General features: G+C 62.6%; 21 protein-coding genes and 1 pseudogene. 14 read left to right on the top strand and 8 right to left on the bottom strand.

The window, feature by feature from the left end; all coding sequences use genetic code 11:
- Window positions 1–6: 6 nt before the first annotated feature.
- Window positions 7–1,188, bottom strand: a complete 1,182-nt coding sequence (locus tag HHL14_RS30405; RefSeq protein WP_169501306.1) for an isovaleryl-CoA dehydrogenase — start codon at window positions 1,186–1,188, stop codon at window positions 7–9.
- Window positions 1,189–1,441: 253 nt separating this feature from the next.
- Here HHL14_RS30405 and HHL14_RS30400 point away from each other — a divergent pair, with 253 nt between their 5' ends.
- The 3 genes from HHL14_RS30400 (at window position 1,442) to HHL14_RS30390 (ending at window position 4,905) form a co-directional block, all read left to right on the top strand.
- Window positions 1,442–2,230, top strand: a complete 789-nt coding sequence (locus HHL14_RS30400) for a TetR/AcrR family transcriptional regulator (RefSeq protein WP_169501305.1) — start codon at window positions 1,442–1,444, stop codon at window positions 2,228–2,230.
- Window positions 2,231–2,758: 528 nt separating this feature from the next.
- The gene (locus tag HHL14_RS30395) at window positions 2,759–3,538 is read left to right on the top strand and encodes a DUF72 domain-containing protein (RefSeq protein WP_329601762.1); all 780 of its coding nucleotides are present in this window, start codon (window positions 2,759–2,761) and stop codon (window positions 3,536–3,538) included.
- A 248-nt stretch (window positions 3,539–3,786) separates the two neighbouring features.
- A complete protein-coding gene (locus HHL14_RS30390) occupies window positions 3,787–4,905 on the top strand; it encodes a 3-deoxy-7-phosphoheptulonate synthase (protein ID WP_329601761.1) in 1,119 nt (372 codons plus the stop codon).
- A 239-nt stretch (window positions 4,906–5,144) separates the two neighbouring features.
- On the opposite strand, the gene HHL14_RS30385 is transcribed toward HHL14_RS30390, so the two are convergent.
- The gene (locus HHL14_RS30385; protein WP_042324988.1) at window positions 5,145–5,423 is read right to left on the bottom strand and encodes an HU family DNA-binding protein; all 279 of its coding nucleotides are present in this window, start codon (window positions 5,421–5,423) and stop codon (window positions 5,145–5,147) included.
- 348 nt (window positions 5,424–5,771) lie between these two features.
- On the opposite strand from HHL14_RS30385, the gene HHL14_RS30380 reads away from it, so the two are divergent.
- Window positions 5,772–6,203, top strand: coding sequence for a hypothetical protein (locus HHL14_RS30380; RefSeq protein ID WP_206002594.1), 432 nt, complete (start codon window positions 5,772–5,774; stop codon window positions 6,201–6,203).
- 284 nt (window positions 6,204–6,487) lie between these two features.
- Window positions 6,488–8,461, top strand: coding sequence for a putative bifunctional diguanylate cyclase/phosphodiesterase (locus HHL14_RS30375; RefSeq protein ID WP_169501304.1), 1,974 nt, complete (start codon window positions 6,488–6,490; stop codon window positions 8,459–8,461).
- A gap of 115 nt (window positions 8,462–8,576) precedes the next feature.
- On the opposite strand, the gene HHL14_RS30370 is transcribed toward HHL14_RS30375, so the two are convergent.
- Window positions 8,577–9,290 carry a DUF899 family protein gene (locus tag HHL14_RS30370; protein WP_169501303.1) on the bottom strand — a complete coding sequence of 238 codons (714 nt, stop codon included), beginning with the start codon at window positions 9,288–9,290 and terminating at the stop codon, window positions 8,577–8,579.
- 328 nt (window positions 9,291–9,618) lie between these two features.
- On the opposite strand from HHL14_RS30370, the pseudogene HHL14_RS34025 reads away from it, so the two are divergent.
- A pseudogene (locus HHL14_RS34025) lies at window positions 9,619–9,801 on the top strand (LysR family transcriptional regulator); the annotation flags it as partial.
- A gap of 53 nt (window positions 9,802–9,854) precedes the next feature.
- On the opposite strand, the gene HHL14_RS30360 reads toward HHL14_RS34025, so the two are convergent.
- Complete coding sequence (locus HHL14_RS30360) at window positions 9,855–10,460, bottom strand: peroxidase-related enzyme (RefSeq protein WP_169501302.1); 606 nt, start codon at window positions 10,458–10,460, stop codon at window positions 9,855–9,857.
- 235 nt (window positions 10,461–10,695) lie between these two features.
- Here HHL14_RS30360 and HHL14_RS30355 point away from each other — a divergent pair, with 235 nt between their 5' ends.
- The 7 genes from HHL14_RS30355 to HHL14_RS30325 all read left to right on the top strand — a co-directional run bounded on the left by HHL14_RS30355 (window position 10,696) and on the right by HHL14_RS30325 (window position 18,303).
- On the top strand, window positions 10,696–11,112 hold the full coding sequence (locus HHL14_RS30355) for a cupin domain-containing protein (RefSeq protein WP_169501301.1): 417 nt from the start codon (window positions 10,696–10,698) through the stop codon (window positions 11,110–11,112).
- 707 nt (window positions 11,113–11,819) lie between these two features.
- On the top strand, window positions 11,820–12,839 hold the full coding sequence (locus HHL14_RS30350; protein WP_169501322.1) for a DedA family protein/thiosulfate sulfurtransferase GlpE: 1,020 nt from the start codon (window positions 11,820–11,822) through the stop codon (window positions 12,837–12,839).
- Between the two features lie 435 nt (window positions 12,840–13,274).
- On the top strand, window positions 13,275–13,478 hold the full coding sequence (locus HHL14_RS30345) for a hypothetical protein (protein ID WP_169501300.1): 204 nt from the start codon (window positions 13,275–13,277) through the stop codon (window positions 13,476–13,478).
- 312 nt (window positions 13,479–13,790) lie between these two features.
- A complete protein-coding gene (locus HHL14_RS30340; protein ID WP_169501299.1) occupies window positions 13,791–14,582 on the top strand; it encodes a gamma-glutamyl-gamma-aminobutyrate hydrolase family protein in 792 nt (263 codons plus the stop codon).
- Window positions 14,583–14,616: 34 nt separating this feature from the next.
- Entirely contained in the window at window positions 14,617–15,951 is a 1,335-nt protein-coding gene (locus HHL14_RS30335; RefSeq protein ID WP_169501298.1) for a glutamine synthetase family protein, read from the top strand.
- A 55-nt stretch (window positions 15,952–16,006) separates the two neighbouring features.
- A complete protein-coding gene (locus tag HHL14_RS30330) occupies window positions 16,007–17,455 on the top strand; it encodes an aspartate aminotransferase family protein (protein ID WP_169501297.1) in 1,449 nt (482 codons plus the stop codon).
- Window positions 17,456–17,568: 113 nt separating this feature from the next.
- Entirely contained in the window at window positions 17,569–18,303 is a 735-nt protein-coding gene (locus tag HHL14_RS30325) for an alpha/beta fold hydrolase (RefSeq protein ID WP_169501296.1), read from the top strand.
- 80 nt (window positions 18,304–18,383) lie between these two features.
- On the opposite strand, the gene HHL14_RS30320 is transcribed toward HHL14_RS30325, so the two are convergent.
- From HHL14_RS30320 to HHL14_RS30305, 4 genes are all read right to left on the bottom strand, one after another.
- A complete protein-coding gene (locus tag HHL14_RS30320; protein ID WP_230413277.1) occupies window positions 18,384–19,574 on the bottom strand; it encodes an MBL fold metallo-hydrolase in 1,191 nt (396 codons plus the stop codon).
- 129 nt (window positions 19,575–19,703) lie between these two features.
- Window positions 19,704–21,050: a metal-dependent hydrolase family protein gene (locus HHL14_RS30315; RefSeq protein ID WP_169501294.1), complete on the bottom strand. Its 1,347-nt coding sequence runs from the start codon at window positions 21,048–21,050 to the stop codon at window positions 19,704–19,706.
- A 23-nt stretch (window positions 21,051–21,073) separates the two neighbouring features.
- Entirely contained in the window at window positions 21,074–21,859 is a 786-nt protein-coding gene (locus HHL14_RS30310) for an alpha/beta fold hydrolase (protein ID WP_169501293.1), read from the bottom strand.
- Window positions 21,856–22,737: a fumarylacetoacetate hydrolase family protein gene (locus HHL14_RS30305; RefSeq protein WP_169501292.1), complete on the bottom strand. Its 882-nt coding sequence runs from the start codon at window positions 22,735–22,737 to the stop codon at window positions 21,856–21,858. Before HHL14_RS30305 ends, HHL14_RS30310 begins: the two co-directional genes overlap by 4 nt.
- Window positions 22,738–22,885: 148 nt before the next feature.
- Between HHL14_RS30305 and HHL14_RS30300 the strand changes: the two genes are divergently transcribed.
- Window positions 22,886–23,599 carry a FadR/GntR family transcriptional regulator gene (locus tag HHL14_RS30300; RefSeq protein WP_169501291.1) on the top strand — a complete coding sequence of 238 codons (714 nt, stop codon included), beginning with the start codon at window positions 22,886–22,888 and terminating at the stop codon, window positions 23,597–23,599.
- Window positions 23,600–23,643 lie beyond the last annotated feature (44 nt).

Below are 23,643 nucleotides of genomic sequence, written 5' to 3'. Positions count from 1 at the left end.
GCCTGCTTACAGCGTCTCGGCGAACAGCTCGCGGCCGATCAGCATGCGGCGAATCTCGCTCGTGCCCGCGCCGATTTCATAGAGCTTCGCATCGCGCCACAGACGCCCGACCGGATACTCGTTGATATAGCCGTTGCCGCCGAGAATCTGGATCGCCTCGCCGGCCATCCACGTGGCTTTTTCAGCGGTGTACAGAATCACGCCCGCGCAGTCCTTGCGCACCTGGCGCACATGCTCGTTGCCGAGCGTGTCGAGCTGACGGCCGACCGCGTACAGATACGCGCGGCACGCCTGCAACGTCGTGTACAGATCGGCGACCTTGCCCTGGATCAGCTGGAATTCGCCGATCGACTGGCCGAACTGCTTGCGGTCGTGGATATACGGCACGACCGCATCCATCACCCCGACCATGATCCCGGTCGGGCCGCCCGCGAGCACCGCGCGCTCGTAGTCGAGGCCGCTCATCAGCACCTTCACGCCGCCGTTCAACTGCCCGAGGATGTTCTCTTCCGGCACTTCGACGTCCTGGAACACCAGTTCGCCGGTGTGCGAACCGCGCATGCCGAGCTTGTCGAGCTTCTGCGCGACGGAAAAGCCCTTCATGCCCTTCTCGACGATGAACGCGGTAATGCCGCGGGAATTCGCTTCGGGATCGGTCTTCGCATAGACGACCAGCGTGTCGCAGTCCGGGCCGTTGGTGATCCACATCTTGGTGCCGTTCAGCACATAGCGATCGCCCTTTTTCTGCGCGCGCAGCTTCATGCTGACCACGTCCGAGCCGGCGTTCGGCTCGCTCATCGCGAGTGCGCCGACGTGTTCGCCGGACACCAGCTTCGGCAGATACTTCTGCTTCTGCGCGTCCGTGCCGTTGCGGTGGATCTGATTCACGCACAGATTCGAATGCGCGCCATACGAGAGCCCAACCGATGCCGACGCGCGCGAGATCTCTTCCATCGCGATCATGTGCGCGGTGTAGCCCATGTTCGCGCCGCCGTATTCCTCGGCGACCGTCATGCCGAGCACGCCGAGATCGCCGAACTTCTTCCACAGGTCCATCGGAAACTGATCGGTCCGATCGATTTCCGCCGCGCGCGGCGCGATTTCTTTGGCGGCGAACGATGCAATGCTGTCGCGCAGCATTTCGATCTCTTCGCCGAGCGGGAATTGCAAACCGGGCAGATTGGGCATGGCGGTGTCTCCAGTGTTCGTGGGCGGCCGTTCGTCGCCTGACGACGCGGCGCGAATCATGAATCGTGTCAACGCGCATTTCACGCCAGATTGACGTTAGCGTCAATAGATATTTTTGAGTGTTACTCAGAAATTCGACGAAACCACCCGATGGGCATGATTCGGTGCTAGGATCGCGTTCATCGGGTATCGAAGCATGATTGAAGCGTTCTGCTTTACCCTCCTCGCTGAAACAAATCTGAATTCGACTCATATGATGGCTGCCGAACAGGCCGGACTCCCCGCGTCGCGCCGCCAGCCGGCCGGACGCAAGTCGCAGCAGCGCGTGAAGGAAATTCTTCAGGCCGGCCGCGACGTGTTCTCCGAAAAGGGCTACGAACGCGCGACGACCGCCGAAATCGCGCAGCGCCTCGGCATTTCGGAGGCGACCGTGTTCAGCTACTTTCGCGGCAAGCGCGAGCTGTGCGCACGCGTGATCGGCGACTGGTACGACGAGATCATCGGCGCGATCGAGGCGGGCCTGCCGCGCGACGGCAGTGTGCGCCAGCAGTTCGCGTTCATCGTGCGCATGCATCTGCGGCTGATGCTGGTGAACGGCACCGATCTGTGCGCGCTGGTGCTGTCCGAAGGGCGCGCGCGCCATCACGAACTGAATGAAGCGCTGACCGAATTGCAGCGCCGCTATACCGCGCCGCTGATGCGCGTGCTCGCGCAGGGCCAGCAAAGCGGCGAGATTCGCACGGACATGCCGCTGCGTCTGCTGCGCTCGATGGTGTTCGGGCCGATGGAGCACGTGCTGTGGGACGCGACGCTGACGAGCCGGCAGATCGATATCGACGCCACCGCCGATCAGCTGATCGACGTGCTCTGGACCGCGCTGACGCCGCCGGACCTGGCGCTCAACGCATTGCAGCGCTTCAGGATGGATGTCGCGGAAGCGAACCGGCGCTTCGAAGAGGCCAGTGCGGCGGCTGACGCAGGCAGCGGCAAAGCCGAAGCCACCGGCACGGGCAAGGCCGCGCGCCGCACCAAAAACGGCTAATCTACGGGCTTCCCCGCCGCAGTCGACCGCAGACGAAGGAGAGCCCAAGTGCCCGCAGCGAAAAGCGCGAAACCCGGCAAAACGCGAAGCGAGAAGGCAGCCGCGGAGCCAGGCGTGAAAGCGGCCGCGAAGGTCGCGGTGAAGTCGCCGGCGAAGGCAACCGCAAAATCACCGGCAAAAACGGCTGCGAGGCCGCCTGCGAAAACGCCCGTGAAGCCGCCCGCGAAGGTAGCAGCCAAGTCCGCTGCGAAGCCGTCGGCAAAGACACTCGCCAAAGCGCCCGTGAAGTCCGCCGCAAAAACGCCTGCCAAGGCGATAGACAAACCACCCGCAAAGGCAGCGCCGAAGCCGCCTGCGAAGTCCGCCGCGCAGCCACCCGAAAAAGCTGACACCAGGCAGGCCAAGGCCAGAACAAAAGCCGCGCAAGCTGCTCCCGCGTCGAGTGCCGCGAGCGAAACCGCCACGCCCAGTGAGACCAAAGCCGCCACCGCAAGCACCCACACCAAGCCCAAAACCACCGCCTCGCACATCCGCATCGGTATCGGCGGCTGGACCTACGCGCCATGGCGCGGCCCGTTCTATCCGGACGGCCTCACGCAAAGCCGCGAACTCGAATACGCGAGCCGGCAACTGACCTCGATCGAAATCAACGGCACGTTCTACGGTTTGCAAAAGCCGGCCAGCTATCAGAAGTGGGCTCAGGAAACGCCCGACGATTTCGTGTTCTCGCTGAAAGCGCCGCGCTATGCGACGAACCGCAGAGTGCTCGCCGAGGCCGGCGAAACCATCGAGCGCTTCTTCGCGAGCGGCGTGCTGCTGCTCGAGCAGAAGCTCGGACCCATCAACTGGCAGTTCGCGCCGACCAAAAAATTCGACCCCGACGATTTCGAGGCCTTCCTGAAGCTGCTGCCCGAGAGCATCGAAGGACAGTCGATACGGCATGCGGTCGAGGTGCGTCACGAGTCGTTCAGGACACCGGAATTTATCGCGCTCGCGCGCCGCTACAAAGTCGCGATCGTGCTCGCGGCCGACAGCGACTATCCGCAGATCGCCGACCTCACCGCGCCGTTCGTGTACGCGCGCATCATGGGCACCCGCGAAACGGAAGCCCACGGTTATTCGACTAAAGCGCTCGACGCCTGGGCCGACCGCGCGCGCCAGCTCGCGGCCGGCACCACGCCGAACGATCTGGAAACCTGCGCCGCGCCAGCCGTCAGCGCGACCGCGCGCGACGTCTACCTGTACGTGATCAGCGGCTTCAAGGAACGCAATCCGGCCGCCGCGATCGCCCTGCTGCAAAGGCTCTGAGCCCGCACGCTGCCCGCCGGCATGCCGGCGCCCGGCGCGAGTGTCATAATCGCGCCAGCGCAGCCGTGCGCGATCCGCTCAGCCCCTCGCCAGACTTCGCATCGCGTGTGATGCGAAGTCATGCGAAACCCCGCCGAGAACCCGCACGGCGCACGTCAAACCCATGCAGCGCCCGCGCGCGTTAGTCGCGACGGGGCGCGCAGGCAGGCGGCCACGCCGCCTCCCCCACACCGATTGCGGAGAATATCTTGAGCGCCCTCGACAACCCGTTGCACGATCAGGAAGTCGGCTCGGCCGACGCCACCCAGGACACCACGCGCATCGACGACGTGCGTATCGGCGCGGTCCGTCCGTTGATTTCGCCCGCGCTGCTGCAGGACGAACTGCCGGTGCCGCCCACCGTGCAGACGCTGGTCGAAAAGACCCGCGCGGAAATCGCCGACATTCTGCACGGCCGCGACGACCGCCTGGTGCTGATCACCGGCCCGTGTTCGATTCACGATCACGACCAGGCGATCGAATACGCGCGCAAGCTGAAGGCCGCCGCCGATCACTACAAGGACGATCTGCTGATCGTGATGCGCGTGTACTTCGAAAAGCCGCGCACGACGGTCGGCTGGAAAGGCTATATCAACGACCCGCGTCTCGACGGCAGCTTCCGCATCAACGAGGGCCTGCGTCTCGCGCGGCAATTGCTGCTCGACATCAACGGCCTGGGGCTGTCGACCGCGACCGAATTCCTCGATCTGCTAAGCCCGCAGTACATCGCCGATCTGATCGCGTGGGGCGCGATCGGCGCGCGCACGACCGAGAGTCAGAGCCATCGGCAGCTCGCTTCGGGCCTGAGCTGCCCGATCGGTTTCAAGAACGGCACCGACGGCGGCGTGCAGATCGCGGCGGATGCGATCGTCGCGGCGCGCGCGAGCCATGCGTTCATGGGCATGACGAAAATGGGCATGGCCGCGATCTTCGAAACGCGCGGCAACGACGAAGCGCACGTGATTCTGCGCGGCGGCAAGAAAGGACCGAACTACGATGCCGCATCGGTGCAGGCCACCTGCGACGCGCTACGTTCGGCGGGACTGCGCGAACAGGTGATGATCGACTGCTCGCACGCGAACTCGAACAAATCGCACACGCGGCAGATTGAAGTCGCGCAGGACATCGCACGGCAACTGGCGGAGCACGAGCGCCGCATCATCGGCGTGATGCTCGAGAGTCATCTGGAAGAAGGCCGTCAGGATCTGAAGGCCGGGGTGCCGTTGCGTTACGGCGTGTCGATTACGGATGCCTGCGTGAGCTGGGCGCAGACCGAGCCGGTGCTCGCCACGCTCGCCGAGGCCACCCGCAAGCGTCGCGCGGGCTGACATCGCGGGGCTGCCGCGCACTACGGCAGCGGCTCCAACCATTCGATGCGATCGACGAGGATAGAGCCTGAAAAAACGCCTGGCCGGATCAGCCAGGCACACGCGCCGCGCCAACGTTCGGCAAACCCGCATGGCCGAAGTTGGGCAGCGCGTGATTCCTCACGCCCGACGTATCGCTTGTGCGCGCCTGGCCTGCGCTGCGCACCGCGAATGCTCCGTCCGGCGTAAAGCGCGTTGCATTACGACGCGTTGACGGCTTCCTTGAATGCCTTGCCCGCGGTGAACTTCACCGTCTTGGCTGCGGCGATCTGGATTTCCGCGCCCGTCGACGGATTGCGGCCCACGCGTGCTGCGCGCGCGCCGGTCGAGAAAGAACCGAAACCGACGAGTTGCACCGTATCGCCGCTCACGACGGCCTTGGTCACCGCTTCGACGATCGCGTCGATGGTCTGGCCGGTGGCCGCTTTGCTTTCGCCCGTCGCTGCGGCGACTGCATCAATCAGTTCCTGTTTGTTCATAGCACTTCCCGTATGGTAATCATGGAATCGGCGCCCTTCTGAGGCGCCGGGACCGACACACTAACGCATAGCCCCACCTTCGCGCAAACCCTTGGTGTAAGGCTTGTATCAACGCCGACGCGCCAATTTGACGTTTTTGCGACGCAAAGTGCCATAAGAATCGTGGGCTTATGTGCGCGCGCCGCTTCGCACGCGTTGGCCTCGCATCACAATCCGTTGCAATTTCAGTGCTTTAGAGCCGGCCCGCGCGTGTGCCGGCGGGCTTTGCACACGACGGTGGCGCCGACTGCGGCAGCAGGCGCGGACTTTGCGGCTCTTAGCACAAGTTAACCTTCGCAAGCATAAAAAATGAAAAATCGTCGCTTCGCCACCCACGCGGCACGCCTTATCCAGAGTCTTATCCCGCCCTTCATACTCCTCACCGCGCTTGCCCCGCGCGCCGCCAGCGCGGCCGATAGTGCGGGCGACGGCGCGTGTGCGACCCTCGTCGGCGCCACCCGCTCCGGCGCCGCGCAAGGCTTTTCGTTGCGCGACGGCGAACCGGTCGACCTGGTCGGCGGCACGAAAACGGTCCACGGCACACTACGAGTATTCAGCGACGGCGACGCTTTTCGCGCCTACTGGCAGCCCGATCGCAGCGTGGAAAAATATGTGCTCGCGAACGCCGGCACGGAGGCGGTGCGGCTCGTCTCGACGCCCCCGCAAGGCGCGCCCGCGCCGAACGGCCAGCCCGGCACCGCGATGCCGCCGCAACGCGTGCTGTCCTGCCCCGCGCTTTGAGCGTGCGCGGCCCTCTTCCCTGATTCGTTTTTCTTGATTCGTTTTGCTTGACTCGCTTCCCTTTGCGCGCGATCAACCGCCGCAACAATTCGGCACAAACGACGGATTACGCGTCGCAGAGCCTTTGTCACAAGGTAGTACTTACCGCATCCATATATCCCAAAAATCGGAGAGGCCAGCGACTTCTCCGCCCCTCTTTTTAGCCGCCTGTCGCGCACTCAAGTTAATTCGCATAAAGCCGATATCAAAGCAGCGCTTAGCGCGCAAACGATAAAGGGGCGGTAATGGTCTGGCTGGCAAGATTGAAGGAGACGCTATCGGTCGAACAACGCGACCCGGAGCTGATGCGTGCGCAGTTGCAGGCATTCAGCCGGCAGATTCCGCTTCTCTATTTCATCCTGCTCGTCAATACGGCAGCGGTTGCGGCCACGCATCTGGACAGCGCGCCGGCGTGGCTGTCGCTGTATCTTCCCGCGCTGCTCGGCATGTTGTGTCTGCTGCGCTGCGTGCGCTGGTGGCGCGTGCGCCATCGTTCGCTGACGGCCGAAAAAGCGGTCCGCGAGATGCGCCACCTCACCTGGCTCGCCGCGCTGTTCGGGATCGCATTCAGCGCGTGGTCGCTGCTGCTGTTTCCGTACGGCAGCGCGTATCAGCAATCGCAAGTCGCGTTCTATATGGCGACGACGCTGGTCGGCAGCGTGTTCTGCCTGATCCATCTGCGCGTGCCGGCGTTGCTGTTGCTGTGCATCGTGATCCTAAGTTTTTCGGTGTTCCTCGTGTTCACCCGCTATCCGGTGTTCATTGCGATGGCCGTCGACATGACGCTGGTCGGCGTCGCGCTCGCGGTCGTGATCCAGCTCTACTGGCGGACCTTCGCCGATGCGATTCACGCGCAGCGCGAGCTGCAGGCGAGCCAGCACAACACCCAACGGCTCAGCGACGACAACTACCGACTCGCGAGCATCGACAGTCTGACCGGCCTGCCGAACCGGCGCAGTTTTTTCGCGTCGCTGCGCGCGATGGCGGAACAGACGCGCGCGACCGGCGGCGGCTTTAACGTCGGACTGATCGACCTCGACGGCTTCAAGCAGGTCAACGACATCTACGGTCACGCGAGCGGCGACCTCGTGCTGCAGGAAGTCGGCACGCGACTGCTGTCGCTCGGCGAGGGCGGCCTGCTGTTCGCGCGACTCGGCGGCGACGAATTCGGCGTGCTGGTGTGCCACAAGATGTCGAACGACGCGCTGGTCGAACTCGGCCAGCGTATCTGCGACGCGCTCAGCCAGCCCTATCAGGTCGCGGACAACGTCGCCGAACTGTCGGGCACGATCGGTTGGGCCGCGTTTCCCGAAGCGGCCTCGACGGTGACCCAGGTGTTCGAGCGTGCTGACGCCGCGCTCTACGTCGGCAAGGAAAACCGCCGCGGCAAGCCGGTGATCTTCTCGACCGAACACGAAACGCGCATGCGCCGCCTGAGTCTCGTCACGCAGGAGTTGCGCCACGCGGACCTCGAAACGGAGCTGTTCCTCGAATTCCAGCCGATCTACGATCTGCCGACGCATCGCCCGATCGGACTCGAAGCGCTCGGCCGCTGGCATAACGCGCGGCTCGGCATGGTACGCCCGGAAGAATTCATTCGGATTGCAGAGCGTACCGAACTGATTCTGGGCATCACCGACGTGCTGCTGCGCCAGGCGCTCGCCGAAGTCGCGTACTGGCCGGCCGATCTGTATCTGTCGTTCAATCTGTCGGCGGTCGACATCTCGACGTCGGCGCGCGCGCGGCGTCTGATCGACATCGTCGCGGCGAGCGGCGTGTCGCCGCATCGCGTGACGTTCGAGATCACCGAGACCGCGTTGACGCGCGACTTCGAACAGGCAGCAAGCGCGCTGACGATGCTCAAGCAGGCCGGCTGCCGCGTGTCGCTCGACGACTTCGGCACCGGTTATTCGAGCCTCAGCTACGTGCACCGGCTGCCGTTCGACGCGATCAAGATCGACCGTAGCTTCGTGACCGACGTCGACTCGAACAGCGCGTCGAAGAAGATCATCAAGTCGGTGATCGATCTGTGCCGCAACCTCGGGCTCGAATGCGTGATCGAAGGACTCGAAACGCCGCTGCAGGCCGAGGTCGTGAAGGCGCTCGGCGCACATGCGGTGCAGGGCTATCTGTTCAGTCTGCCGATGCGGGCAAGCGCGGTCGGCACGTTTTTGTGGGCCGCGCTCGCGCATCGGCGGGAGACGGAAACGCAGACTTAGCAGGCGCGCAGGTGGAAGCGGGATTGGCGCGACTCGTACAGTGCGCCGCTGCTGTGCCGCTGCTGGGCAGCTACCTCGCTGCGCGCACGCCGGCTGTTACATCGGGTGTTGCGCTTCAGTACGCGAGCTTCGGATACCAGTCGGTGCCGCGCCCGCCCGGCGTCATGTCGAGGATCGTCCAGAGCGGCATCAGATCGGGCGCACCGCGCGGGTCCTGCCCGGGATCGGCGGTCGACGGCCCCATTTCTTCGGCCCAGAAATGCCGCACGACGCCGCCCCTGCGCGTAAATACGTTGACCGCCGGATTGTCGTCGCCGGTTGGATCTTCGGCCGCGTAATCGCGATTGAACGTATTACCGGCCGACGAATAGATCCGCAGATGTTTCCACCCCCGCTCCTGCTTGAACGCAAGCAGCTTGTCGAGCGGCGAGCGGCCGATCACCGCGAACGCGACGCGCTGCAGGATGTCGGGCATTTCGCCGTCCCACGCGCTCAGCAGCACCGTGCACATCGGGCACGGCCGCCCGCGCTGCGGGCCGAACATCCAGTTGTAGGTGACGAGCGTGTCGTGCGCGCCGAACATCTGCGACAGCGTAAGCGGTCCCGCTTCGCCGTCGAAGCGATAATCCTCGGGCACGATGCCGCCCGGCGGCAGCGCGCGGCGCTGGACCGCGACCCGCTCGATCTGGCGGCGCAACTCGATTTCCTCGGCCAGCAAGTCGTTGCGCGCGCGGCGATACTCCGCGCTCTCGCCCGGAAAACGTGGCGGCAGATTGGCCAGTTCGCGGGCTGGTTTCAGCGTTGGCGTCGATGCGTATGCGTCATTCATCAGCTATCTCCTTGTGAGAAATCCTGCGAAAAACGGACGAAAGCAGGCAGCGCGCGAGCGTGCCCGCCTCCTTATCTAACGACGAATGACGCGACGGGAAATCGACCGCTGTGGAGAAAAAATTTCGCGTCGCTTTGGCCAGCCCGCAGCGCGCGTTCCATAGCCCTTGCCTCGGCCCCTTCTGCCGCTTCTTCCTCGGCCCCTTCGCCGGCCCCCTCGCCACTGCATGCAAGGTATGCTTGCGCGACACGCCACGTCACGACGCACCACGCACGCTCACACCACGCGGCCCGCGCCTCGCGCGCGACGCGCCGCCCGAGGACCCGCCATGCCGCTTCGTCTGCCCCCACTGCCCGCGCTGCGCTTTTTCGAAGCGGCCGGCCGGCATCAGAGTTTCAAGCTCGCCGCCGCCGAGCTGAACGTCACGCCGAGCGCGGTCAGCCACGGCATCGTCGGGCTCGAGGAAGCGCTTGGCGTCGAGCTGGCTGCTGCCGCGCCTCGCCGCCTTTCGCGCGGGCGTGACGCAGACAATTGCCTGGGGTTCCGAAACAATCTCGGACGCGGCTATTTTTTCGGTGTATCGGCCGCGGCTTTCGGCACGCGCCCCATCAGATAGAACTCGTCGTTCGGACGCATCGAAATGACGTTGGCCATCCGGTTCGACAGGCCGAAAAACGCGGTAATCGCCGCGATGTCCCAGATGTCTTCGTCGCTGAAACCGTGTTCGCGCAATGTCTGGAAGTCGTTTTCGTCGACGCTGCCCGCCGCGCGGCACACCTTCAGCGCGAAATCGAGCATCGCCTTCTGGCGCCCGGTGATATCGGCCTTGCGATGATTAGTAGCGACCTGATCCGCGAGCAGCGGCGCCTTCTCGTAGATGCGCAGAATCGCGCCGTGCGCGACCACGCAGTACAAACAATCGTTCACCGCACTCGTCGCGACCACGATCATCTCGCGCTCGCCCTTCGTGAGGCCGCCCTCTTTCAACATCAACGCGTCGTGATACGCGAAGAACGCGCGAAATTCGTCGGGCCGGTGCGCGAGCGTCAGAAACACATTCGGCACGAAACCGGCTTTTTCCTGCACTTCGAGGATGCGGGCGCTGATATCCGCGGGCCACTCGGCCGGCTCGGGCACCGGGTAGCGGCTGATGGGCTGAAGCGTAGCCATGCGCTGTCTCCGTTATGGGTGTCGATATATGCGGGCCATTGTAGCAACCCCGTTCTCACGGACGCCGCACACGCCGTGCCTCCCATGCTCCATAACGTCCGATATCGCCGCTTCCGTCGCCACCTCGATCGCCTACACTCGTGCAGACCTGTTGCCGTTTCCAGTCCGACGGGCTTTCGGCAGGGATTGAGCCGCGCGGCGCGGGGCGGCGATCAGCAATCACCGAGGAGCGACCATGACCAACGTTACGCACGACGCGCGGGCTCCCGTCGTCAAGGTGCGCCCCGAACGGGCGATCGCGACGGCCCAGCGGCTGCCGTATTTCGTCGGCATTTCGGCGGGCACCGCGGGCACGACGGGGCTCTCGATGTACATGGTCGTGGTGCCGCCGGGCGGCCATGCCGAAGCGCACTTCCACGCCGACTACGAAACCGCGATCTATATGCTCGAAGGCCGCATCGAGACGCGCTATGGGCCGGGGCTGCGCGAGTCGGTGATCACCGAGCCGGGCGACTTCCTGTTCATTCCGCCGGGCGTTCCTCATCAGCCGTTCAATCTCGATGCGGGCGTCGCAGCGCGGGCGATCGTCGCGCGCAATCATGCGGACGAGCATGAACGGGTGGTGCCGTACGATCCGGCGGCGGAGGCCTGAAGCGGTTCGGCGCGCTGATTCGCCCGGCCGCTGACTCGCTGAGCCATTGGTCCATTCGGCCATTGGGTCACCGACTCACGGCCCGGCCGCCCCGCTTCCTCCGCTTCCTCCGCTTCCTCCGCTTCCTCCGCTTCCTCCGCTTCCTCCGCTTCCTCCGCTTCCTCCGCTTCCTCCGCTTCCTCCGCTTCAACCGCTTCAACCGCTTCAACCGCTTCAACCGCTTCAACCGCTTCAACCGCTTCAACCGCTTCAACCGCTTCAACCGCTTCAACCGCTTCAACCGCTTCAACCGCTTCAACCGCTTCAACCGCCTCCCCCGCTCCAACCGCCTCCCCCGCTCCAACCGTTCAACCCGGCGTTGTCAGCCTGCAACAACCCAACCCGTTGCCGGCGCTCGCGCGTACCGCCATTGCCTGCGCGCCGAATTGTTAAACCCGCACGCCCATTGCCGCCAGCCTCTTGCTCCGCGCGGCATTCCCCGCCGCGCTATCGCCTGGCCCCGCTCCGGCTGGCCCTGCCGACCCGCCAGTCTTACCCGCATCCTTCCACGGCCTTTCACAACGCCAACCCGCCACCTGTGCTTAAATCCGTGTTTCGCAAAAGACGCGCGCACCCTGCCCCCCGCACGGCCGTTCGTGTCGCCGGCCATCACCGGCCGGTCGCGGACGAATCCCGTTTTCTTTCATAGGCTTATCAGGAGCGCGGTTGTGTGGCATTTCCCGGTTGCTATTCCGGCCTCTCTCGGCGTGTGGGCCGTCTTCATGAGCGTGCTCGTCACCCAGCTCGGCATGCCGATTCCGGCTGCGCCGATGCTGATTCTCGGTGGCACGATGGCCGCGATGGGACAAACCTCGTACATCAACGTGATCTGCACGGCGGTCGGCGCGACGCTGCTCGCCGACTCGCTGTGGTTTTTCACCGGACGCGCGTACGGCCGCCGCCTGCTCAACTATCTCGTGCGCTTCTCGCTGTCGCTCGACACCACGGTACGCGTCGCGCGCAATACCTATGAACGCTATGGCGCGCCGATCCTGACGATCGCAAAGTTTCTGCCCGGTCTCGGGCTGATTTCCGCGCCGCTGCTCGGCACGACCGCGATCGGCGTCGGCGTGTTTCTGTGGTGGGATCTGGTCGGCGCCACGTTGTGGGCGAGCGTGTGGGTGATCGGCGGTGGCGCGCTGCACGATCAGATCGTGCAACTGATACTGAAAGTGCGGCAGAACGGCGGCACGATCATCGATACATTCGCGGTGATCTTCGCGGCGGTGCTACTGTATCGCTGGCTGCGTCGTTTGCAGTTTCGCCGTTGGCTCTCGCATACGCGTATTTCACCCGATCAGCTCGACGAGATGATGAAATCGAACGAGCCGCCGCTGATTCTCGATGCGCGCCCGGGCACCGTGCGCGAGAAGGAATCGCATCGCATTGCCGGCGCGCGTCCGCTCGATCTCGAGTCGCCCGATCCGATTCATCCGGAGTATCTGAAGCGGCCGATCGTCGTCTATTGCGTATGCCCGAACGAGGCGACGGCCAAGCGTATCGTCAAGCAATTGCATCGCAAGAATATTCATCACGTTCGCGCGCTGCGGGGCGGCCTCGATGCATGGGAAAAGCGCGGCTATCCGGTCGAGCCCTTGCCGCCCGACTTCAATACGGCGATGGCGCATATGCTCGAAGACAAAGGCGGCGAAGGCGAATACACGATACGCGCGCGGCTCGCGAAGTGAATGGAAAGCGAGCGGGTAATTGACGAAAAAGCGGAACGAAAAGTCGAGGCGAAAAGCGACGCAACAGACGCGCGAAACGTGAACAGAATGTGAATGGAAAGCGACTCAATCACGCAGCATCGCAATGATGCTGCGTTGTCCAACATATAAAAATAAATTGACGCCATTAATGGCTCGTATATCCTAGCTATTGGGCGATCGATATCGCGTGCGCCGTTCAGGCAAAACATCAGGCAGAACCGCATGAAAAATCTCATGCAATGAAACACGTTCTGCAATGCGCATCGTCAGGTGTTTTGCAGTACAGCGCTTTATAACGATCAACCCATGACCCGTTTCCGCACGATCCCTTGCAGATCGAAACGGGCCGCTCAATACCCTGCATACTCTTCTCAACAACGTCAATCGAGTGTCATCGTGAGAGTCCGAGGCCCCTTGGTGAACTGGAATCAAAGTCAGGCGCGTGGTATTTGCGCTGACGGCGCCAGCGCCGACGGCAGCAACGGCAGCCTTGCGTTTCGCCGCTTCCTGTCCGTCATCACAGTCCTGTCGCGTCGTTGCGTCCGACGCCGCAATGTCCTTTCCGCCCGCGCCTTCATCGCGGTGCGCACAGACGAAGTCGCTTCGCTGCTGCCGTAGCGCCTCTCTTCTTTTCGCGGTTCGATTCGGCCGCGTGTCCATCTTTCGGTTCGTTCATTTGCGCGCGTATTCCGTGGGCTGTCCGTTTGCGCCTGCGCATTTTGCACGCCACTGAACGTTTGCCGTCCGGCATGTCGCGCCCGATTACATCGAATCGCCTGTTCGCCTGAAGCGCGCGGCGCATCGTTGCGTTGATTCGCGCGGGCGTTGACTCGCCTTCGCGCTTTCCGCTCAAGGCCCGCGCCGTATTTAACGCTGCTCATTTCATGTCCGGCGTGGACTCGACACGTCTATTCGCTATACGAACCAATTATGCGAACCCAACCCCTCATCGCCATCACCGCCGATAGAACGATGATCGGCAGGCAGGCGTCACACGTCGCGGGAGAGAAGTACTTCGCCGCGATCGTCGACATATCGCAAGCGCTCGCGATGCTGCTGCCGGCATTCGGCGAACGCCAGTGCGTGGACGACGTGCTGAGCGTGGTCGACGGTCTGCTGTTGACCGGCAGCTATTCGAACGTCGAACCACACCGCTATGGCGGCGCATCGAGCGAACCGGGCACGCTGCACGACACCGCGCGCGATGCGACCACGTTGCCCTTGATACGCGCGGCCATTGCTGCCGGCGTTCCAGTGCTGGGCATCTGCCGGGGCCTGCAGGAAATGAACGTCGCGTTCGGCGGCAGCTTGCATCAAAACGTTCATGCACTGGCCGGCTTCGACGACCATCGCGAGAACAAGGCAGCACCGCTCGATACGCAGTACGCCGCATCCCATCCGGTCGCGCTGACGCGAGGCGGCCTGTTGTCTCGTCTTGCGCACGGTCGCGACGAAGCACGCGTGAATTCGCTGCACGGCCAGGGCATCGCGCGGCTCGGCGCCGGCCTCACGGTCGAAGCCGTCGCGGCCGACGGTCTGATCGAAGCCATCGGCGTCGCCGACGCCCCTGCATTCGCACTCGGCGTGCAATGGCATCCGGAATGGAAGCCTGCCGACGATGCGTTATCCACCGCGATCTTTCGCGCTTTCGGCGACGCCTGTCGCCAGCGCATGCACGCGCGCCACCACATCGCTGCCGCCATGCCGGCAACGCTCGCGTAACTCGACACGCGCCTTAAAAACAGAGAGAACAATCATGCACGACATCGACGAATTTCTGAAAAAACATCACGTCACCGAAATCGAAGCAATCATCCCGGACATGGCCGGCATCGCGCGCGGCAAGATCATTCCGCGCAGCAAATTCGAGTCCGGCGAATCGATGCGGCTACCGCAGGCGGTGATGATCCAGACCGTGACCGGCGACTATCCGCAAAGCGATTCGCTGACCGGCGTCACCGATCCCGACATGGTGTGCGTGCCCGACGCCAGCACGATCCGGATGATTCCGTGGGCGGTCGATCCGACCGCGCAGGTGATCCACGATTGCGTCCATTTCGATGGCACGCCGGTCGAAATCTCGCCGCGCGGCGTGCTGCGCCGCGTGCTCGATCTGTATCACGCGCGCGGCTGGAAACCGGTGATCGCGCCGGAGCTGGAGTTCTATCTGGTCGATATGAACCGCGACCCCGACCTGCCGCTGCAGCCGCCCGTCGGCCGCACGGGTCGCGCGGAGACCGGCCGCCAGGCCTATTCGATCGAGGCGGTCAACGAATTCGATCCGCTCTTCGAAGACATCTACGAGTACTGCGACGTGCAGGAGCTGGAAGTCGACACGCTGATTCATGAGGTCGGCGCCGCGCAGATGGAGATCAACTTCATGCACGGCGATCCACTGAAACTCGCGGACAGCGTGTTTCTCTTCAAGCGCACGGTGCGCGAGGCGGCGCTGCGCCACAAGATGTACGCGACGTTCATGGCCAAGCCGATGGAAAGCGAACCGGGTTCGGCGATGCACATGCATCAAAGCCTCGTCGATATGGAGACCGGGCGCAATCTGTTCACCGCCGCGGACGGCGAGCCGACCTCGCTATTTACCGGCTATATCGCCGGTTTGCAGAAATACACGCCGTCGCTGATGCCGATCTTCGCGCCATACATCAATTCGTATCGGCGGCTGTCGCGCTTCATGGCCGCGCCGATCAACGTCGCGTGGGGTTACGACAATCGCACGGTCGGCTTCCGGGTTCCGCACTCGGCGCCGGTCGCTCGACGCATCGAGAATCGTATTCCGGGCGTGGACTGCAATCCTTATCTGGCGATCGCCGCGACGCTCGCCGCCGGCTATCTCGGCATCACGCAACGCCTCGCCGCGACTGAACCGCTGGCCAGCGACGGCTACGCGCTGCCCTATCAATTGCCACGCAATCTCGAAGAAGGCCTGAGCCTGATGAGCGCCTGCGAACCGATTGCCCAAGTACTCGGCGAGAAGTTCGTGCGCGCGTATCTCGCGCTGAAAGAGACCGAATACGAAGCGTTTTTCCGCGTGATCAGTTCGTGGGAACGCCGGCATTTGCTACTACACGTGTGAATGCCGGTAGCGAATTCAAACCTGAATTGAAACCTCAAGAAAAGCCGGAGGCATCATGAGCTATAAGACCGAAGAACTTGCATTCGCAAACACGCCCGCCGCTCACCCGATGGCGAGCACGCCAGTACAGCCGGCGACATCGCGCAGCACCGCCGACTACCGCGCACTGGATGCCGCGCATCACATCCATCCGTTCTCGGATATGGGTGCGCTCAATCGCGCGGGCAGTCGCGTGATCGTCAACGCGCAGGGCGTGCATCTGTGGGACTCGGATGGCAACAAGATCATCGACGGCATGGCGGGACTCTGGTGCGTGAACGTCGGCTATGGCCGCAAGGAACTGGCCGACGCCGCGTACCGGCAGATGCAGGCGCTGCCCTACTACAACACCTTCTTCAAGACCACGCATCCGCCGGTCATCGAGCTGTCGGCGCTGCTCGCCGAATTGACGCCGGAGCCGTTCAGGCACTTCTTTTACTGCAATAGCGGCTCGGAAGGTAACGACACGGTGCTGCGCATCGTTCATCAATACTGGGCGACGCAGCGCCAGCCCGCGAAGAAATTCGTCATCGCACGCAAGAACGCCTATCACGGCTCGACGATCGCGGGCGGCACGCTCGGCGGCATGGCATATATGCACGAGCAGATGCCGTCGAAAGTCGAGAACGTCGTCCATATCGATCAGCCGTATTTCTTCGGCGAAGCGTCCAGCGATCAGACGCCCGAAGAGTTCGTGCTGCTGCGCGCGCGGCAACTGGAAGAGAAAATTCTCGAACTCGGCGCGAACAATGTCGCCGCCTTTATCGGCGAACCGTTCCAGGGCGCGGGTGGCGTCATCTTCCCGGCCGCGACTTATTGGCCGGAAATCCAACGCATCTGCCGGAAATACGACGTGCTGCTCGTCGCGGATGAAGTGATCGGCGGATTCGGACGCACCGGCGAATGGTTCGCGCATCAGCACTTCGGCTTCGAGCCGGATCTGATCACACTCGCGAAAGGACTGACGAGCGGGTATGTGCCGATGGGCGCGGTCGGTCTGCATGATCGCGTTGCCCGCGCGCTGATCGATCATGGCGATTTCAATCACGGACTCACCTACTCCGGGCATCCAGTCGCGGCCGCGGTGGCGGTCGCGAATCTGAAGCTGCTGCGCGACGAGAAGATCGTCGCGCGCGTCAAAGCGGATACCGGTCCGTACTTTCAGAAGAAGCTGCGCGACACCTTCGCCGGGCATCCGATCGTCGGCGAAATCAGCGGCGCGGGTCTGGTTGCCGGCGTGCAGCTCGCGCAGGAACCGCACACGCGCACACGCTTCGCGAATGGCGTCGACGTCGGGACGCTGTGCCGCGATTTCTGCTTCAACGGCAACCTGGTGATGCGTGCGAGCGGCGACCGGATGTTGTTGTCGCCGCCGCTCGTGATCAGCCGGCCGGAAATCGACGAGATCGTGACGAAGGCAAAAGCGGCGATCGACGCCACCGCGCGCGAACTCGGCATGCTGTAGCGTTCCTCGCGCCTCCCGCTCGCCGTCGATTCGCAATTCATCACCGCAACGGCACGGGGGGCGCTACACTGCACAACCTGGAAATCGCCACCCTACTCACACAGGACTCATCGATGCGCACGCAAATCGTCTTGCTCCCCGGCCTCCTCTGCGACGACGCTGTCTGGGTGGACCAGCGCGGTCCGCTGAGCGCTATCGGCGAGTGCTTCGTGCCCGACTACGGCATGCGCGACTCGCTCGGCGCGATGGCGGATCACGTACTCGAGTCGGTCGAGGCCGATCGTCTGCTGGTTGCGGGTCATTCGATGGGCGGCCGCGTCGCGCTCGAAATCTTCCGGCGCGCGCCGGATCGCGTCGCGGGACTCGCGCTGCTCGACACCGGCTATACGGAGCGTCCCGCTGGCGACGTCGGCGAAAGCGAGCGCGCGCAGCGCATGAAACTGCTGGACCTCGCGCGTACGCAGGGCATGCGCGCGATGGGCAACCAGTGGGCGCCCGGCATGGTTCATCCGGACCGCCTCGATGACAAGGTCTATCAGGCGATACTCGACATGATCGAACGGAGTACGGCGGACAAATTCGCCGCGCAGATCCGCGCGCTGCTCGATCGTCCCGACGCGACTGAGTTGCTCGACGAGATCAACTGCCCGACGACGCTCGTGTGCGGCCGCGACGACCGCTGGAGTCCGCTGGCACGACACGAGGAAATGCACGCGCGGATTCGCGGCTCACAACTGCGCGTGATCGAGCACAGCGGTCATATGTGCACGATGGAGCGCCCCGAAGAGGTGACGACGGTACTGCTCGAATGGGCGCGCTGGGCGGCGGGCGGCGAAGCAGCGCAATAAGCTGTTCGGCGTTGAGCGTTCCCAGCCGCCCATCAACGAGTGCCGGGCGGCTGCGCGTCAACAGCTACGGTTGTCGTTGCTCACGCCCGCTTGCGACCCACGCCGACTTGCATCAAATCTTCGCCGATGATGAGTTGACCGGAAAAGTTTCGTTGCGCTCGCATCAGATTGGCTCGCGGCGCATGGCCGGGGGCAATGTGAGAGAGCACCAGCGTTTTGGCGCCGGCAGCTTCGGCGACCTTACCCACGTCGTCGATGGACGTATGCGAACTGAGCAGATGCTGCTTGAACGCCATTTCCTTGTCGCCGACCGGTGGCGGAAAAAGTGCGTCGACCCACGTCGTATCGATCACTTCGTGCACCAGCACATCGGTGTTCCGGGCGAGCCTGACCAGGTTATCGCATGGCGACGTATCGCCTGAAAACGTGACGGACCCATCGTCCGTGTCAAACCGGAATGCAAACGCCGGCCAGATCGGAAAGTGATTCACGAGAGTCGCCGTGACGCGGACACGCTCGTCCTCATGAACCAGGAATGGCTCCATTTTGGGAACAGGCGTTTCGTTGGGACTTCTGAACCCGTTGATCGGCGGGATGACGATGTCGTGAACCTGCATCAAGTTACGCAGATCGGGGCGGTGTGCGTCGCGCAGACGATCGTTGATATCGAGCGCGTAAGCCTGATAGAGGTAGTTGGTCATGTCGACCGTGCCGGGCGTCGGGTTCTCCGGATTGACAACTGGCGGAGGCGCCGATGCCTTTTGACCAGGGACGTTGAAAATCGGCTCCATTTGCCCCCGCCTGCCGGGACCATAAATCTGCACCGGTTGCTTCACACCCGTCAGTCCGTCATACCAACCGTACAGAAAGAGGTTGAAATAATCGATGGTGTGATCCGAGTGAAGATGAGTGAGAAAGATGCCACGCAGGTTCTCCATGCCGGTCATGCCTGACACGGTATTAATAGGACCCAGCTCGGCCTGCTTGTAGCGCTTGCCGACACCATCGCCACAGTCCACGACATACACGGCATCTCCAACGACGACCGCGGAGGAGATACCTTCCCTGTCGCAATTCGGCCACCAGACAGGCCCTCCTGCCGTGCCGAGAAGCACGAGTCGCGTGTCGTGGTTTTGGGCCTTGCTGCGGGCTTCGGCCATCGACTGATTTCGCACATCGAGCTCCGCGGCACTGGCCGGCACGCCCATGAGAAGCGGCAAACCGGCCCCCGCCAGTTTCCAGCCCGCGCCCAGAAAGCCGCGTCGCGACATGCCCAACTCAAGGGCTTTACCAATGCAATCACACATCTCTACTTACCTCGGACGTTTGAACGAGCGCAGTCGCCCCGCGCTGAATGGGCTTCATAGCGCCGGGACGGAACGACATGTCCCGGCGGCTCTTCAGTGGACTGTCGCCTGGACTGCCTTCGTTACGCCTTCATCCCTCCTCGGCCCGTTGCCTTTTTCGGCGACGTGAACAGCACCCTCCGGGGCCTTCATGTCGTAGCAACTCTTGATCAGCTCGCCGTCTTTCATCACCAGGGAAATCTTCTCGGGGTCTTGCAGTACCTTGAGATCTTCGAGCGGGTTGCCGTCTACCAGAACGATGTCCGCGTAATACCCCTCGGCCAGCTGTCCGATGCTATCGGGCTGCATCATCAGTTCGCCACCGAGTTTCGTTGCCGACAGGAGTGCTTCCTTCGGCGTCATGCCAATGTACTTCACGAAGTACTCGAGATCACGGGCGTTCGTGGCGTGCGGCATCCACGCGAAACCGTAGTCGCCGCCAGGCAGAATCCGGATGCCGCGCTTGTGCATTTTAGTGAGCGTGTCCGATGCAACTTCCAGCTCTCGCGCATAGCCCATTCTGGTCGCGACTTCTTTCGTAATGCCCCATTTCTCCGCGTGATGGAGCGTGCTGACCAGCCAGCCGATGCCGGGAGCGACAAAATGCTTATCCTTGTTCGCTTCCAGCATGTCGAGCGCTTCCTCGTCCGCGAAGCTTGCGTGGAACACGAGTTCCAGACCGTGACGTACACACTGCTTGACCGACTCGCTCGAGCGGGCATGAGCCGCAACCCGCTTACCCGCACGTTTTGCTTCCGCAGCGAGCATCGCGATTTCTTCTTCCGAAAAGGGAGAAACCTCCGCCGGGATTCCCGCAATATATTCGCCCGACAGATTGATCTTCAGCTGATCGACACCGTATTTGATAAACATGCGCGCGGCTCGCCGCATCTCTTCCGGTCCACTCACGACCTCGCCAAAATTCAATTCACGAAACGGCATGTGCGGCAGCGTGTTGTCACCCAATCCGCCGAGCGTCGTAATTTCCTGACTGCCGGCGAGATAGCGCGGTCCGGGGAATTCGCCCGCGTTGATGGCATTGCGTAACACGACATCGAGACGCGGCTTTGCAGCGGCCGCACCCAGCGCGGAAGTGAAGCCCATTTCCAGGTAGCGTTTGGCCACCCTCACGCACCACAAGATATGTTCTTCAGGCGGCATGAATTGAATTGCCGATAACGAAGGCTGGTCATTCCACGAAAAGTGGGTATGTGCCTCGGTCATGCCCGGCATGATGAAGCGTCCGCGCCCGTCGATGATGTGCGCGCCGCTGGCATTCACGCTATCGCCATGCTTCGATACGCGGGTAATCCGGTTATCTTCGACCAGAATTTCACCCATATAGGGGTCAGCGCCAGTGCCGTCAAAAATATTGACGTTGATAAAAGCGATTCTGTTCATGTCTCCTCCGATAGGTGGGGGATTTACTGAATTGACTTGTAAAAGGCCTTGAGCTCTGTGGCACATTCGGCGGGTTTTTCGAAGGTCGTCCAGTGTCCGCAGCCGGCAAGGATCGTGACCTTGCTTCCGGCGATGCGCTCGCCCATTGCGGTGACTGCGGCGGGTTGACCGACACCGTCTTCATCGCCGGTCACCAGCAGCGTCGGCACGGCAATTCGTTCGACTTCCGCGGGCAGCGCACCGGCGAGCGCTTCGCAGCTTTGCGCGTAACCTTCCGGCGACTGCCGCATCACGCTTTCACGTATAAGCGCGATGGTGACCGGACGCTGCGCCTTCGTTTCGGCACTCGTCGCACCCTTGACAATGGCGTCGGCGATTTCCTGCACGCCCGCGATCCCCTTCTCGCGGGACAGCGCGGCGCGAGCCCGGATGCCCGGACGACCTTGCTCCGGCGGTGCCAGCAGCGGTCCAAACAGAGCAAGACTCTTCACGAGTTCCGGATATCTGATGGCCAGATGCTGCGCGACGATGGTGCCCATCGAATGCGCGACGATGTGCGCTTTCGACATGCCCAGTTCACTCAGTACTCCTGCGAGCGTCTCGACGTAAAGCTCGATGGACAGCGGTTGCGACGGGAGCGCCGAACGTGCGCTACCTGGCAATTCGGGACGAACGACTTTCATCCCATCGAACGCGGAAAGGACTGGCGTCCAGTTGTTCGACGAACCGCCGAGACCGTGAATACAAACCACAGCCTGCCCTTCGCCCTCGACCTCTACCGCGACGTTCCTGATCACATAGGTAGTCATTCGCCCACCTCATTTTCCAGTACGCCGACGTTCTCGATTTCAATGCGAATCACGTCGCCGGTCTGCAGGAATTTGGGCGGATTGAAGCCGATACCGACCCCGGCTGGCGTGCCGGTCGCAATCACATCGCCCGGTTGCAGTTCAATGCCGGCGGATAATGTTTCGATAAGCGTCGGAATGTCGAAAATCAGTTGTCGGGTGTTCGAGTTCTGACGCAACTCGCCGTTGACCCAGCACTTCACGTCGATGTTCTGACCATCGACTTCGTCCGCGGTGACGAGATACGGGCCCATCGGGCAGAAACCGTCCAGTGATTTGCCGATGAACCATTGCCGATGCAGCTTCTGCAAATCGCGGGCGGTGAAATCGTTGATGACCGTGTAGCCGAACACGTAATCCATCGCGTTGGCCTTGCTGATACCTCGCCCCGCCTTGCCGATCACCACACCGAGTTCTGCTTCGTAATCGAGCTGGCTGGCGACGCCGGCGTGGCGCGGAATTTTCTCGCCCGGGCCGATCACCGTGCTGGCCGGTTTCGTGAAGACAACGGGCGCTTCCGGCGCGTGTTCGCCATCTTTTGCACTGCTGTCGAAGCCCGACTTCTGGAATTCGGCTGCGTGCTCGTGATAGTTCTTGCCCACGCAGAAGATATTGCGTCGCGGCCGGTCGATCGGCGCGAGAACCGTCGCGCTGCTCAACGGGCGGCCCTCGCCACGCGGCTGGAGATCGCGCTTGAATTCGTCGAAGCGCTGGACCAATTGGACCATATCTCCATTGAATTCCGAGGCCAATCTGGACACAGGCCAGAACACTGATTTATCGGTATCGACTAAAACGATAAGCGCGGTGCCATCTACACGGAGATTGGCAAGTTTCATAGAACGACTCCTGAAGTAGTCCAATTGGTTTTAGGTGGAAATACTGTAGAACCATATTGGATTACTATCAAGTGAGGGTTAACCAATACATCTACCAATTGGTACTCCTTGTGATATGATTCTCACGATGAAAACCGGGAGTATTCAAATGGGCGATGTCGAGGCGAAGAGCCCTGTACGAGCAGCCGGCGCGAAGGCGCTGGCGGCTTATCTTCGCGATGAAATTGCATCGGGTCGCCTGGGTGACGGCGTCAAACTTCCCGCTGAACGTCAGTTGAGCGAGCAGTTCGGCGCATCGCGCGGCGCTGTCAGGCGCGTCTTGCAGGACCTGAAAGACCGTGGCCTGATCACGCAGGCAGTGGGCAGCGGGACCTTTGTGCGTCCCGGCGCGGCAAAAGCACTGCCGGCACCGGAGATCGTCATTGACGAGATAGCCGGGACGCAGACGAGCCCTGCCGAACTGATGGAAGCGCGACTCCTCATCGAACCGCTGATGCCGAAGTTGATTGCGCGCAATGCGACATCGTCCGACTTCGCGCGAATGATGGAGTGCATCGAACGCTCGGAAGCGGCGCAATCGGTGGAAGAATTCGAGCGCTGGGACGGCGAGCTACATCGCACGTTCGCGCTGGCAACGCATAATTCGTTCTTCCTCAAGGTGCTGGAACTGACGAATCGCGTCCGCGAACAGGGCGAATGGGGTCGACTCAAGCGTCACTCGCTGACCCCGGAGCGGCGCAAGGAATATGAGGCACAGCACCGGGCGATTGTCGAAGCGCTACGTGACCGCGATGCGGATCAGGCGGGGGACGTGTTGACTGAGCACCTGCGGCAGATTCAGCGCAACCTGTTCGGTATGTGACACCGTCGGCCAACGGTGCGCGAAGCGCCGTTGATGTCGCCCCG

This window comes from Paraburkholderia antibiotica, from assembly GCF_012927125.1.
GTDB lineage: Bacteria > Pseudomonadota > Gammaproteobacteria > Burkholderiales > Burkholderiaceae > Paraburkholderia > Paraburkholderia antibiotica.
Note: the sequence above shows the minus strand (reverse complement) of the source record. Positions and strands in the feature narration are given on the sequence as shown.